11 protein-coding genes are annotated in these 12,951 nt (G+C 63.4%); 6 read left to right on the top strand and 5 right to left on the bottom strand.

The window, feature by feature from the left end:
- Positions 1–20: 20 nt before the first annotated feature.
- The 3 genes from HF027_RS13820 to HF027_RS13810 form a co-directional block, all read right to left on the bottom strand.
- Complete coding sequence (locus HF027_RS13820; protein WP_168016634.1) at positions 21–1,478, bottom strand: NCS1 family nucleobase:cation symporter-1; 1,458 nt, start codon at positions 1,476–1,478, stop codon at positions 21–23.
- Positions 1,479–1,562: 84 nt separating this feature from the next.
- The gene (locus HF027_RS13815; protein WP_168016632.1) at positions 1,563–2,927 is read right to left on the bottom strand and encodes an NCS1 family transporter; all 1,365 of its coding nucleotides are present in this window, start codon (positions 2,925–2,927) and stop codon (positions 1,563–1,565) included.
- A 175-nt stretch (positions 2,928–3,102) separates the two neighbouring features.
- A complete protein-coding gene (locus HF027_RS13810; protein WP_168016630.1) occupies positions 3,103–3,849 on the bottom strand; it encodes an aspartate/glutamate racemase family protein in 747 nt (248 codons plus the stop codon).
- Positions 3,850–4,227: 378 nt separating this feature from the next.
- Here HF027_RS13810 and HF027_RS13805 point away from each other — a divergent pair, with 378 nt between their 5' ends.
- Entirely contained in the window at positions 4,228–4,716 is a 489-nt protein-coding gene (locus HF027_RS13805) for an ureidoglycolate lyase (protein WP_168016628.1), read from the top strand.
- Between the two features lie 108 nt (positions 4,717–4,824).
- Positions 4,825–6,039, top strand: coding sequence for an amino acid deaminase (locus tag HF027_RS13800; protein ID WP_168016626.1), 1,215 nt, complete (start codon positions 4,825–4,827; stop codon positions 6,037–6,039).
- A 133-nt stretch (positions 6,040–6,172) separates the two neighbouring features.
- Here the strand turns inward: HF027_RS13800 and trhO are convergent, their stop codons facing one another.
- Both trhO and serA read right to left on the bottom strand, forming a co-directional pair.
- A complete protein-coding gene (trhO, locus tag HF027_RS13795; RefSeq protein WP_168016624.1) occupies positions 6,173–7,156 on the bottom strand; it encodes an oxygen-dependent tRNA uridine(34) hydroxylase TrhO in 984 nt (327 codons plus the stop codon).
- Between the two features lie 234 nt (positions 7,157–7,390).
- Complete coding sequence (gene serA / locus HF027_RS13790; protein ID WP_168016622.1) at positions 7,391–8,641, bottom strand: phosphoglycerate dehydrogenase; 1,251 nt, start codon at positions 8,639–8,641, stop codon at positions 7,391–7,393.
- A gap of 396 nt (positions 8,642–9,037) precedes the next feature.
- Here serA and HF027_RS13785 point away from each other — a divergent pair, with 396 nt between their 5' ends.
- The 4 genes from HF027_RS13785 to HF027_RS13770 all read left to right on the top strand — a co-directional run bounded on the left by HF027_RS13785 (position 9,038) and on the right by HF027_RS13770 (position 12,661).
- On the top strand, positions 9,038–9,292 hold the full coding sequence (locus HF027_RS13785) for an exodeoxyribonuclease VII small subunit (RefSeq protein WP_136254924.1): 255 nt from the start codon (positions 9,038–9,040) through the stop codon (positions 9,290–9,292).
- A gap of 62 nt (positions 9,293–9,354) precedes the next feature.
- Positions 9,355–10,212 carry a (2E,6E)-farnesyl diphosphate synthase gene (gene ispA / locus HF027_RS13780; RefSeq protein WP_425338675.1) on the top strand — a complete coding sequence of 286 codons (858 nt, stop codon included), beginning with the start codon at positions 9,355–9,357 and terminating at the stop codon, positions 10,210–10,212.
- 16 nt (positions 10,213–10,228) lie between these two features.
- The gene (gene dxs / locus HF027_RS13775) at positions 10,229–12,136 is read left to right on the top strand and encodes a 1-deoxy-D-xylulose-5-phosphate synthase (protein WP_168016620.1); all 1,908 of its coding nucleotides are present in this window, start codon (positions 10,229–10,231) and stop codon (positions 12,134–12,136) included.
- Positions 12,137–12,376: 240 nt separating this feature from the next.
- Positions 12,377–12,661 carry a hypothetical protein gene (locus HF027_RS13770; RefSeq protein WP_168016618.1) on the top strand — a complete coding sequence of 95 codons (285 nt, stop codon included), beginning with the start codon at positions 12,377–12,379 and terminating at the stop codon, positions 12,659–12,661.
- Positions 12,662–12,951 lie beyond the last annotated feature (290 nt).

Here is a 12,951-nt window from a genome sequence, read left to right as displayed (position 1 = left end):
GGTACTTCAGTGATGATCGATCAGCGTCCTGGCTTCTGTTCTCCCTGCGTTGTCATCAGCCCGTAGTAGAAGGCGCCGCCCAGGCCGGCACCGATCAGCCAGGCGTAACCGCCCAGTGCCTCAAGCGCGGGCACCCAGACCGAGGAAATCGAGAAGAGTGCGGCGAGGCCGAAGGCCATCAGGGCACGCCGGTTCCAGCCCTTGACGTAGTGGTAGGCGCCGTCGGGATCCGTGGAGAAGATATCCTGCATGTCCAGCCGCTGGCGTTTCACCAGATAGTAGTCGACCACGATGATGCCGTAGAAGGGGGCGATCACGGCCCCCAGCGCGTTGACGAAACCGGCGATGCCAATCTGGCTGATGAACGCGACCCACAGTCCGCCGACGAAGAAGGCGATCACTGCCGTGAGCACACCGCCGGTGCGAAAACTGATCTTGCTCGGGAAGAGGTTGGCCAGGTCATAGGCCGGGGGAATGAAGTTGGCGACCAGGTTGATGCCCACCGTTGCGGCGAAGAAGGTGATCGCAGCGAGGATGGTCAGTGGCAGCGAGTCGACCCGCTCGATGATGTCCGAGGGGTTGGTCAGCGTCTCGCCGAAGAGCACCAGGGTGCCGGCGGTGATGATCAGGGCGATGAAGGAGAAGACGGCCACGTTGAGCGGTAGCCCAAGCAGGTTGCCGATCTTCATGTCGCGTTCGCTTTTGACGAAGCGGGAGAAGTCACCGAAGTTGATCACTACCGCGGCGAAGTAGGCGATCATGGTACCGGTGATGGCCAGGAAGGCCCCGACCGCGCTGCCCTGGTAGTCGCTCTGGCTCTCGAAGATGGTGCTGACCGCAGGCAACAGGTCGCTGCCGGCCTGGAACCATACGATCAGCATCAGCAGCAGCATCACGCCATAGACCAGAGGTCCCGCCCAGTTGAGAAAGTGCTTGATGCGCTCGATGCCGGCCCAGAACAGGGCCATCTGGAAACACCAGACGATGATGAACGAGAGCCAGCCGATCGCTGACATGCCGAGGAACTCACCGCCGGGGTCGCCGATCAGGGCGGTGATCAGCAGGGCCACTGCGGTAGAGGCGAAGTAGGTCTGTACCCCGTACCAGAAGATGCCGATGATGGCGCGCAGCATGGCCGGCAGGTTCGCACCGTGGACCCCCATGCTGGCGCGAACCATCACCGGGAAGGGGATGCCGTACTTGACGCTTGGCTTGCCGGAGAGGTTGACCAGCCCCATCACCACCACGCCGGCGAGGATGATCGCCGCCATCACCGCCCAGCCATTCAGGCCATAGGAAATGAACAGCGAAGCGGCCAGGGTATAGCCGAACAGGCTCTGAATGTCGTTCGACCAGACGTTGAAGATCTCGAACCAGCCCCATCGGCGGTCTTGCTTCTTGAGGGGAGCCAGGTCGTCATTGTAGAGGCGTGGGTCGATGCGCCGGATTTCCAGCTCTTTATCGCTTAGGTCCGTCATGGAATCGCCTTGGTGTCCTGATCATGGAAAACGGCTCGCCCCCGAAGGGGCGAGGTGCCCGGGTGTTGCCCGGGCCGTGAGTCATCAGTCGCGGAAGCGCTGGCAGGGGGCCCAGTACTTCATCAGCAAGTAATAGGTTAGACCAGCCGGAATCAGGCTGGCGTACCAGGACACGGTGGAAAGGCTGAAGGCCGCGATGACGCCCACCAGGGTGGCGATCAGTGCGCCCTGGTTGATACCGCGGTAGGGGCCGTTCTCGTCGTAGAGCTTGCCCAGATCCAGGGTGCGGCGACGAATCAGGTAATAGTCGACCACCAGGATGGCGAAGATCGGGCCGAGGAAGGCGGAATAGGTCTGCACGAAGACCTGCAGGCCGGCGGCGGACTCGTCCTTGACCAGTTCCCAGGGGAAGGTGGCAAAGGCCAGCAGGCCGACGATCACGGTGGAGGTGCGGTACTTCAGCTTGAAGGCGTCCATCAGCACATAGGTCGGCGGCACCACGTTGTTGAGTACGTTGGTGGTGACCTGGGCGAAGGCGATGAACAGCAGGGTGGTCATCAACAGCGGCGTGTTGTCCACGGCGTTGGCGAATACCTTGATGGGGTCGGCGACGCCGGTGGCCTCGGAGACCATGTAACCGATCAGGCCCATGAAGAGGGTGCAGGGCAGAATCGACATGGCGTAGAGGGTGGTCAATAGCCCCGGCCCGCTACCTTCCTTATGCTCGCGGGAATAGTCGCTGACGTTGAGCATCATGGTGCTGTAGATACCCAGAAACAGCATGGTGGCGCCCCAGAAGGGCATACCCCAGGAGCCTTCCATGGTCAGCATGCTGGCGGAGAGTTCGTCGCCATAGCGTTGCACGGTGCTATAGAACATGTAGACCAGCGAGGCCAGGATGAAGGCACTGCCGATGTTCTCCAGCCACTTGATGCCCTGGAAGCCCAGCACCGACAGACCGATCTGCAGGAACTGGAAGGCGATGAAGAAGAAGATCAGGTTGTCGAAGCCGAACAGGGTCGCCGAGACCATGTTCAGGGCGCCGGCCCCGATCCAGCTCTGGAAGCCATACCAGACGATGGCCGGCACGGCGCGCACCAGCCCCGGCAGGCGGGTGCCGGAGAAACCGAAGGCGCTGCGCGCCTGGACCATGAAGGGAATGCCGTACTTGTAGCCGGCGGCGCCGTTCAGCGCCAGGGCGATGCCGATCACGAAGCAGCCGATGGCGATGGCCAGCGTCGCCTGAAGCAGGTTCAGGGTCCCGACCACGCTGGAGCCCATGGTGAAGGTGCCGATCGACACACAGCCACCGAACCAGGCCAGCAGGTAAGAGGTGCGGCCCATGATGCGGGTCTTCTGGGGGGCCAGCGATTCCTGGCCGGCGGCCTTGGTGGCCGTGTCGGATGACCCGGCCGGGATGGCCTGGGCCTGGAGTGGTTCATGACTCATGCTGTCGTCCTCGCAAGGTGGGGTCACTGTTGTTGTTGTCCCGGCCGTGAAGCCGGGCTGACTCTTGCGGCGTGCTACTCGTGCGTTATTTTTTATGTGCTGCTGTGTCGGTGCTGCTGTGTCGGTGCTGCTGTGTCGGTGCTGCTGTGTCGGTGCTGCTTTGGGTAGGCGGTCCTTAATCCCGCGCGGGCATGTGAGACAGGTGCTCGAAGCGTCCGGTGAAGGCCTTGGGACGCGGGAAGGCTAGGTCGCCGAACTTGCTGGTCCCGAGCCCCAGACCCACCAGGGCCTCGGTCAGCTTGACCGCGGCGGTAACGCCCTCGACCACTGGCAGGCCGACCGCTTCGCTGATCTCGACCGTCAGATCGGCCATGCCACCGCAGCCCAGCACGATGGCCCCGATGCCGTCCTCGTCGCGGGCTCGCCGACATTCGTCGATGATGCGGGACAGCGCGGCCTCGCCATCGTCTTCCAGGTCGAGCACCGGGATTTCGGCAGCGCGGACTCGGCGACAGTGATGACGGAAGCCGTAATTCTCCAGCAGGTGCTCGGCGATGATGCCGGTGCGCCCCAGGGTGGTGACGATGGAGAAGCGCGTACTGATCAGCGAGGCCATGTGAAAGGCCGCCTCGGCGATGCCGATGACCGGAGCGCGTGTCAGCTCACGTGCGGCCAGGAGTCCTGGGTCGCCGAAGCAGGCGATGATGTAGGCATCGACCTGCTCGCGCTCACCGGCCATCACCTCCTCGAGCACGCCCACTGCACTGATGGCTTCATCGAAGTGGCCTTCGATGGAGACCGGCCCACTCTCAGGTGTCGTGGCAGTGATGTGAGTGCCCGGTGAGGCGATACGCGAGGCAGACTCACCCATGGTGCGCGTCATGGTCGCCGTGGTATTGGGATTGATGAGACGAATCCGCATCGTGGGACGGCTCCTGTCATAGGCTCGATGGATAGCGGTTATTTTGTATACAAAACTAGGCGGGATTTTCCTGGAACGCAAGGAAAGACAGCCTTGCAGATGACGGCTGCCTTCATTTTCAGCAGATTTTTATTCGATTTTTCAGGTGCTTATGCATGGTTCTGAGGTGTGGGCTGCTCTCTGTTGTCGTGTATAGAGCGCGATAAAGCAATCGATGACGAGCCGAGACGCTTGCCAAGCGAGATCATGGCGTAGGAATGCAGAAAAATTGGATACAATTTTTTGTGTTGTCTACCAAGACCTCGACCGAGATATGGCGCTAAACGCCTTCACGGCCTATCGTGGCCTGAAACCTTAATACTGGCTAAGGAGATTGCCATGCTCGAGCTGATCGCCCGTCCTCTGACTCACGAGGCCTTCGCGACCTTCGGAGACGTCATCGATAGTCGGGGGACGGCGTCCTTCCCCATTAATGCTGGGCGGACTCAGCGCCATCACGATCTAGCCCGCGTCGAGACGCTTGGCGAAGACGCGCGGCCGTTGATCAGCATCTTCGTCAGTCAGCCGGTCAGCCTGCCCCTCGAGATTGGCCACCTCGAGCGTCATCCGCTGGGCAGCCAGGCCTTCATGCCACTGCATGAGGAGCGCTTCCTGATTGTGGTGGCCCCCCCTGGGGAGGTGATCGACTCCGGTCAGGTGTGCGCCTTCGTCACCGATGGCCGCCAGGGCGTGAATTACCATGCCGGTACCTGGCACGCCGTGCAGTCGGTGCTCGAGCGTGAGGGGGAGTTTCTGGTTGTCGATCGGGGCGGCCCCGGCAACAACTGCGACGAGCAGGCGCTGTCGGTTCGGGTGAGCCTGAGTTAAGACGTCGCTGAACAGGAACTGACGGGATCCCTCTGGTCGTTTCCCTTACGCCTTTGGGGATTGGAAGAGTCAGTTTTTTGCATGTTTATTGTGAAGAGCCTTGCCACCATGCACACCGACAAAGGCACCATCGGGACCGGCCCGCACCTGCTCGACGGCGTCATCCTGCCTGCCGCCGCCGTCTTCGAGCCGGCACTTGCCCATAATATCGCCTGGATGCAGGCCTTCGCCGACGCCCATGGCGCCAGGCTCGCTCCCCATGGCAAGACCACCATGACCCCGGCGCTCTTTAAGCGTCAGCTCGAGGCCGGTGCCTGGGGTATCACCCTGGCGACCGCCCCCCAGTGCCGCGCCGCCTTCGCCCATGGCGTCAATCGGCTGCTGATGGCCAATCAGCTGGTTGGCGAGCCCAATATGGCGATCATCGCCGATCTGATCGAGCAGGGCGCCGAGGTCTACTGCGTGGTCGACAGCGCTGCCAATGTCGCGCAGCTGGGGCGCTACTTCGCGGCGCGCGGCCTGCACCTCAGGGTACTCGTCGAGCTGGGTGTGGTGGGTGGTCGTTGTGGCTGTCGGGATCAGCAGCAGGTGCTTTCACTGGCCGCGCGTATACAGGAAGAGCCCGCGCTGGTGCTTGCCGGTCTCGAAGGCTACGAAGGTGTGGTAACGGCCGATGGTGGCGAGCCGGCCGTGGCGATTCGTCGTTATGCCTGGCGCATGGTCGAGGCCGCTCGGGCGCTGGAGGAGGCCGGCCTGATCGAGGTCGAGACGGCACTGATCACCGCCTCGGGCTCGGCCTGGTATGACCTGATCGCCGAGGTGTTTCACGAGGCATCGCTTGGCGCATGCTTCGTGTCGGTGCTGCGTCCCGGCTGTTATGTGGTGCATGACCACGGCCTCTATCGTCAGGCCCAACGTGGCGTGCTTGAGCGTCAGCCGGCGCTTGAGCCGGGCCTTGCGCCGGCGCTGGAGATATTTGCTCAGGTGCAGTCGCTGCCCGAGCCAGGGCTCGCCGTGGTGGCCATGGGCAAGCGCGATATCGGCGCCGACCAGCTGCCTGAAGCGCTGCGCCGCTACCGGGAGGGCGGTAGCGGCGCGCAGACGCTGTCGGTGGCCGGCTGGGAGGTCGTCAAGCTGATGGACCAGCACGCCTTCGTGCGCTTGCCCGCAACAGCCGATGAAAATGACGGCGGTGAGGTGCATATCGGCGACATCGTCGCCTTCGGCGCCTCCCACCCCTGCCTGACCTTCGACAAGTGGCGTCGCGTCTGTCGAGTCGACACGGCGCTCAATGTCATCGAAGAGATGCCGACCTGTTTCTAGGCGCGGCCGACATGAAAGGCCATCAGGACGCGACGTCTTCGGCGGACGTCGCCTCTAGGCTGGGTGGCATGAGAGTAGGGCAGGCGGATCTGGGGCATCCTTTCCCGGTGATGCGACAGCCGATCCTGTGGGCTTATTCGGCCTTTGCTGTCGCGTCCTTGGGTGTCGTTTCCTTCATCTGGCGTGGGTCGCGACCCAGCGGATGCGGCTCGCCGCGCTGATTGGCAAGCTCGATCTGGCGCTGGCGCTCGCGGGCGCCGGCCCGGGTCTTCTCGGGCAGCGAGTCGAAGCAGTGCGGGCAGCTCACGCCAGGCTCATAGGTCTCGGCGCGCTGGTCCTCGGCGGAGATCGGCATGCGGCAGGCATGGCACTGGTCGAACACGCCCTCGCTCAGGTCGTGACGCACCGTCACCCGGTTATCGAAGACGAAGCAGTCGCCGCGCCACATCGACTCACCCTCGGGTACCTTTTCGAGATAGTTGAGGATGCCGCCCTTGAGGTGGAAGACTTCCTCGAACCCCTCGTGGAGCATGAAGCTCGAGGCCTTCTCGCAGCGAATGCCGCCGGTGCAGAACATCGCGACCTTCTTGTGCTTGGCCGGGTCGTAGTGCGCCTTCACATAGTCGGGAAACTCGCGGAAGGACTTGGTCTGGGGGTCGACAGCACCCTCGAAGGAGCCAATCGCCACCTCATAGTCGTTGCGGGTGTCGATGACCAGCACCTCCGGGTCGGCGATCACCGCATTCCACTCTTCGGGGTCAACATAGGTGCCGACGGTGGCATTGGGGTCGACCTCGGGCACCCCCATGGTGACGATCTCGCGCTTCAGCTTGACCTTGGTGCGGTAGAACGGATGTTCGTCGCAGTAGGACTCCTTGTGATCGACGTCGGCAAGACGCGCGTCACGGCCAAGCCAGGCCAGTAGGGCATCGATGCCCTCGCGGGTGCCGGAGACGGTGCCGTTGATGCCCTCGCGGGCCAAGAGCAGGGTGCCCTTGATGTTGTGCTCGAGCATGGCCTGTCGCAGTGGCTCGCGCAGGGCCTCGAAGTCATCGAGTGCAACGAACTTGTACAGGGCGGCAACGACGATGCCCCCCGGGGAATGGGGTGATGTCATGAGGCTCTCCTGGTTGTCGTCCTCGCAAAGGACGGACCGGGGTTGAAAGTGGCCAGCATTTTACCCGCCCGGCGCGACGGGCGCATCACGTGGGGCTTGATCTCGATCAGCTAGGCGGCGGGTTGTGGTGATCAGGTGTTGCCCAGACGCAAACGACCCCGGCCTGATGAGGCCGGGGTCGTCAGCGGTGGCGACGAGCGAATGGCTCGCCTGACCGGGTCTCGCTAGATCGGTTCAGTCGACGTAGTTGGTCTCGGAATAAAGCGTGCGAATGCGCAGGGTATGTTTGACCTGCTTGAGGGAGTCGAGTGCCTGGCGGCCATAGCCCTTGTCGACGTCGATCACCACGTAGCCAACCTCTTCATTGGTCTGCAGGTACTGGCCGGAGATATTGATGCCGTCCTCGGACAGTACGCGGTTGATCTCGGACAGCACGCCGGGCACGTTCTCGTGGATATGCAGCAGGCGGTGCTTGTCCGGGTGCGCCGGCAGGGCGACCTCGGGGAAGTTGACCGAGGTGATGGTGGTGCCGTTGTCGGAATAGGTGATCAGTTTCTCGGCCACTTCGACGCCGATGTTCTCCTGAGCCTCCAGGGTCGAACCGCCGATGTGCGGGGTGAGGATCACGTTTTCCAGACCGCGCAGCGGGCTCGTGAACTCCTCGTTATTGCCCTTGGGCTCGACCGGGAAGACGTCGATGGCTGCGCCCAGCAGTCGGCCTGCCTTGAGAGACTCGGCCAGTGGCTCGATCTCCACCACGCTGCCGCGAGAGGCGTTGATCAGGATGCCGCCCTGTTTCATCAGGGCAATCTGCTCGGTGCCGATCATCCAGCGGGTCGAGGGCAGGTCCGGCACGTGCAGGGTGACGATATCGGCCCGCGCCAGCAGTTCCTCGAGGCTGCCCACCTGGCGGGCGTTGCCCATGGCCAGCTTGGTGACCACGTCGTAGTAGATGACGTCGAAGCCCAGAGATTCGGCGAGTACCGAGAGCTGAGCACCGATACTACCGTAGCCGACGATACCCAGCATTTTGCCTCGCGCCTCGTGAGAATTGCTGGCGCTTTTCAGCCAGCCGCCCTTGTGGGCCTGGGCGTTCTTCTCCGGAATGCCACGCAGCAGCATGATCGCTTCGGCGAGCACCAGTTCGGCCACCGAGCGGGTGTTGGAGTACGGGGCATTGAAGACCGGGATGCCGCGCCTGAGCGCTGCGTTCAGGTCAACCTGATTGGTGCCGATGCAGAAACAGCCCACCGCGACGAGCTTGTCGGCGGCGGCGAAGACGCGCTCGTTCAGCTGGGTGCGCGAGCGCAGACCGATGAAGTGAACATCGCGAATCTTCTCGATCAGCGTCTCTTCATCAAGCGAGGTGGCAACATGCTCGATGTTGGTGTAACCAGCATTCAGGAAGTTGTCCACCGCGCTCTGGTGGACGCCCTCGAGCAGCAGGATCTTGATCTTGCTCTTGTCCAGGGACGTTTTGGCCATTGTTGAATCAACCCTATCGTTGGCGTGAGTCGCCTAGTTCTGCGAGACCCGGCCAACCTCGGGCACGGCGCCTCTGTTCATGACATATCGTCTGTTGTTGGCCTGTCGAGATGCTATCCCGCGGCGCACGCCCGACATTCAGGCGTTGCCACATCCAGCGAGAAGCAGGGTCAACAGGGCGCATATCCTAGCACAGACCCGCCCTGAGCCGTTCGAGGGTGGAATGAAAATGCTGTGCTTTGCTCATGAATGGGCTGCATGAGCGTAGTGCAAGTCTGGCCCGGGGCAGACGCACCCCCGGGGGTTGCGTGTATACTGGCGGCCTGGATTTTTTGACGCGCGCGGGCCTGGGAGCCTGCCCACGACAGTGAGATGCCCATGGCCGATCAGGACAGCATGCCGGATGCCGGTACGCCCCCTCAGGATTTTGCCTCGACCCTTGAACGGCTCGAAGCCTTGGTGACTCGGCTCGAGTCCGGTGAACTGAGCCTTGAGGACTCTCTTGCTGCCTTCGAGCAGGGCGTGGGCCTGACCCGCGAGGCTCAGCATCGCCTCGATAGTGCCGAGCTCAAGGTCCGCAGTCTGGTTGAGGGCGATGATGGCTCGCTGGATGAGGCGCCCTTCTCGGGCGGCACGGAGGATGCGCGGTGAGTGCCCAGCAAAGCACCCCGAGTAAGGCGCCGACGCTTGATGAGAAAGCGTCGCTCCAAAAGCTGTTGAGCGCTGATCAGGCCCGCGTCGATGCCTGGCTCGATGCACTCTTGTCGACGCCGGGCGCGGCCGAGCGCCTCGATGCCGCCATGCGTCATGGCGTGCTGGGCGGTGGCAAGCGGCTTCGTCCGGTGCTTGTGTATGCGGCGGGTCGCGCCCTGGGCGCGACCGATGAGGTGCTTGATCCGGTCGCCGCGTCGGTAGAGCTGATACATGCCTACTCGCTGGTGCATGACGACCTGCCGGCAATGGACGATGATGATCTGCGTCGTGGCCAGCCGACCGTGCACCGGGCCTTTGACGAGGCCAGTGCCATTCTCGCCGGCGATGCCCTGCAGACGCTGGCCTTCGAAGTCCTGGCGCATCAGGCGCACCCGCGACTGGCCGCCATGGTGACGACCCTGGCCGAGGCGTCCGGACGCACCGGCATGGCGGCTGGCCAGGCCCTGGATCTTGCCGCGGTAGGGCAGCCGGCCGATCTCGACGCGCTGGCGCGCATGCATCGGCACAAGACCGGTGCACTGATTCGCGCCGCCGTGCGATTGGGCGGGCTCACCGCTGTCGATGCCGACGACCCGCGTGTGACGGCGCTGGACGCCTATGCGGCGGCCATTGGCCTGGCGTTCCAGATTCAGGACGACATTCTCGACGTCACCGGTGATACGGCGACGCTGGGCAAGACCTCGGGGGCCGATGCTGCCCGTGACAAACCGACCTATCCGGCCCTGCTCGGCCTCGATGGCGCTCGCGCCATGGCCGATGACCTGCTCGATGAGGCCCTGACGGCGCTTGAGCCATTGGGCGACGATGCCGCCACCCTGGCCGCCCTGGCTCGCCATATGATCGAGCGCGACCACTGACACGATAGATGCCCACATGAAGCTGTTCGACGAGATTCCTGCCGAGCGCCCGGCGACGCCGCTGCTCGACACCCTGGATACGCCCGCTGCGCTGCATGCGATGAGCGCGAGTCAGCTTGCCCAGCTGGCCGATGAGCTGCGTGCCTATCTGCTATATAGCGTTGGCGTCAGCGGCGGCCATTTCGGTGCCGGGCTCGGCGTCGTGGAGCTCACCGTGGCCCTGCACCAGGCGCTGGACACCCCCCATGACCGGTTGGTCTGGGACGTTGGCCACCAGGCTTACCCGCACAAGATCCTCACCGGCCGGCGCGAGGAAATGCTCGGTATCCGCCAGCATGGCGGCCTCGCCGCCTTTCCGCGACGTGCCGAGTCGGAATTCGACACCTTCGGTGTTGGCCATTCCAGCACCTCGATATCGGCGGCCCTGGGGATGGCCCTGGCCGCTCGCGCCCAGGGTGAAGATCGCCGGGTCTGCGCGGTGATCGGCGATGGCGCCCTGACCGCCGGCATGGCCTTCGAGGCCCTGGCGCATGCCGGACATGTCGACGCCAACCTGCTGGTGGTGCTCAACGACAACGAGATGTCGATTTCCGAGAATGTCGGCGGCATGGCCAGCTACCTGGCCAAGATCCTCACCAGCAAGCCCTACACGATGATGCGCGAGAACTCCAAGCGCGTGCTCTCGCATCTGCCCGGGGCGCTTGAGCTTGCACGGCGCACCGAAGAGCACATGAAGGGCATGGTGAGCCCGGCGACGCTGTTCGAGGAGATGGGGTTCAATTACATCGGCCCCATCGATGGCCATGATCTGCCGCAGTTGATCCAGACGCTGCACGGCATGCGTGACCTGGATGGCCCGCAGTTCCTGCACGTCAAGACGCGCAAGGGGCGTGGCTTCGAGCCCGCCGAGGCTGACCCGATCGGCTATCACGCCATCACCAAGCTCGAGAAGCCCAGCGTGACGCCTGCGGCAGCGCCGCCGCCGCTCAACGATGATCCCGCGCGCCCGAAGCCACGCAAGTATTGCAATGTCTTCGGTGACTGGCTATGCGACATGGCCGCCGCCGACGAGCGGCTGCTGGGCATCACGCCGGCGATGCGCGAAGGCTCGGACCTGGTGCGCTTCTCCAAGGAATACCCCGAGCGCTACTTCGATGTGGCGATCGCGGAGCAGCATGCGGTGACACTCTCGGCGGGCATGGCCTGCGAGGGCAGCAAGCCGGTGTTGGCGATCTACTCGACCTTCCTGCAGCGCGGCTATGATCAGCTGATTCACGATGTCGCCGTTCAGGAGCTGGACGTGACCTTTGCCATCGACCGTGCTGGCTTGGTGGGTGAGGACGGCCCGACGCATCACGGCGCCATGGATCTGTCCTTCCTGCGCTGTGTGCCGGGCATGGTGATTCTGGCCCCCTCCAACGAGGCAGAGTGTCGTGCCATGCTCTCGGCAGCTTACCATCACCCCGGCCCGGCGGCAGTGCGCTATCCCCGCGGAACTGGCCCTGGCGTGGAGATTCCAGCGCACCTCAAGCCCATGGAAATCGGCAAGGCGGAGATGCGCCGTCAGGGGCACGGCATCGCCCTTCTGGCCTTTGGCAGCCTCAACGGCGCCGCCGCCGAGGTCGCCGAGCGCCTCGATGCGACCCACTTCAACATGCGTTCCGTGAAACCGCTGGATCGTGAGGCGGTGCTGGCCGCGGCGCGCTACCACGACCTGTTGGTGACACTCGAAGAGAATGTGGTGGCGGGTGGCGCCGGCAGTGCCGTCAATGAACTGCTCGCCGAGGCTGGTGAGTCGGTGGCGGTACTCAATCTGGGGCTGCCCGACGCCTTCGTCGAGCATGGCACGCCTGCCGAATTGCTCACCGACTGTGGCCTCGATGTGGCGGGCATCGAAGCATCCATCCTGGCCCGCCTGGGCTAGGCGCTGCATCGAACGCTTTCGGAGAGGCTCTGAGGGCCCCTGCATGTTTCCCTGCGAAGATGGGCCTGCTAGATGGCCCTGCTCAACGCCGCCCTTCGGGGCGGCGTTTTTGTTGAAGCCCCTGGCAACCACGGCGATAGACAATGCCTATCAGGCGTATTGCGATAAACATGTAGCCAGCTAATTAACTGGCTAATAGTATTCTCCCTATCGCAATGCACCGCACAGGAGATTATCTCGATGAAACGCCAACTGACCCTCGCCGCTCTTATCGCCGCCGTTCTGCCGATGGCCGCTCAAGCCAGTGTCGCCACCGAAAAGGCCCTGGAGGTCAACCAGGCTGCTCCTGAGCAGGTGCAGTCCAGTCCTGCCAGCCATCAGGTGGCTGACTATCGTCTGAGTAGTGACAGTGCCAGCCTGGCTGAAGCACGCCAGTCGCTGCTTGCGCAGGGCGAACGCTACACCGATTTTTCTGCCAAGGCGCAGGCCGAGTCACTAGAGCATGCAAAGGATGCAGCTCACTAAGCCCTGTAAGACCTCAGTTCAGGGCATGTCTTGCCCCTTGCCCCTTGCCTGACCCCACTTCGGTGGGGTCTTTTTTTGGTGCGCCAGGCATGGCGCGCAGCGCCGGACAGGTGCTGTTCCCGAGGGTGGTGCCTCGGGATGACTCGGGGGTGAGAGTCCCCTACGGACCCTGATAGCGGGAACCGTTAGCTGAACAGCAAGGGTGTCCGTCGCGAGGCGGAATCTGGAGGAAGCTGTAGGCAAACTCCTGGCCCGACGAACAGGAACCGCATACGAGGCTGTCGCACCTG

This window comes from Halomonas salinarum (genome assembly GCF_012062845.1).
In the GTDB taxonomy this organism is placed as follows: Bacteria; Pseudomonadota; Gammaproteobacteria; order Pseudomonadales; family Halomonadaceae; genus Onishia; species Onishia salinarum.
The sequence above is the reverse complement of the archived record's forward strand: the minus strand, read 5'-3'. Positions and strand labels throughout refer to the sequence as shown.

Excerpts from the sequence above, each read along its gene's own strand:
- HF027_RS13770 (WP_168016618.1), top strand. The coding sequence starts at position 12,377 with ATGAAACGCCAACTGACCCTCGCCGCTCTTATCGCCGCCGTTCTGCCG.
- HF027_RS13810 (WP_168016630.1), bottom strand. The coding sequence starts at position 3,849 with ATGCGGATTCGTCTCATCAATCCCAATACCACGGCGACCATGACGCGC.
- HF027_RS13785 (WP_136254924.1), top strand. The coding sequence starts at position 9,038 with ATGCCGGATGCCGGTACGCCCCCTCAGGATTTTGCCTCGACCCTTGAA.
- HF027_RS13820 (WP_168016634.1), bottom strand. The coding sequence starts at position 1,478 with ATGACGGACCTAAGCGATAAAGAGCTGGAAATCCGGCGCATCGACCCA.
- HF027_RS13800 (WP_168016626.1), top strand. The coding sequence starts at position 4,825 with ATGCACACCGACAAAGGCACCATCGGGACCGGCCCGCACCTGCTCGAC.
- HF027_RS13805 (WP_168016628.1), top strand. The coding sequence starts at position 4,228 with ATGCTCGAGCTGATCGCCCGTCCTCTGACTCACGAGGCCTTCGCGACC.
- HF027_RS13815 (WP_168016632.1), bottom strand. The coding sequence starts at position 2,927 with ATGAGTCATGAACCACTCCAGGCCCAGGCCATCCCGGCCGGGTCATCC.
- dxs (WP_168016620.1), top strand. The coding sequence starts at position 10,229 with ATGAAGCTGTTCGACGAGATTCCTGCCGAGCGCCCGGCGACGCCGCTG.
- trhO (WP_168016624.1), bottom strand. The coding sequence starts at position 7,156 with ATGACATCACCCCATTCCCCGGGGGGCATCGTCGTTGCCGCCCTGTAC.
- serA (WP_168016622.1), bottom strand. The coding sequence starts at position 8,641 with ATGGCCAAAACGTCCCTGGACAAGAGCAAGATCAAGATCCTGCTGCTC.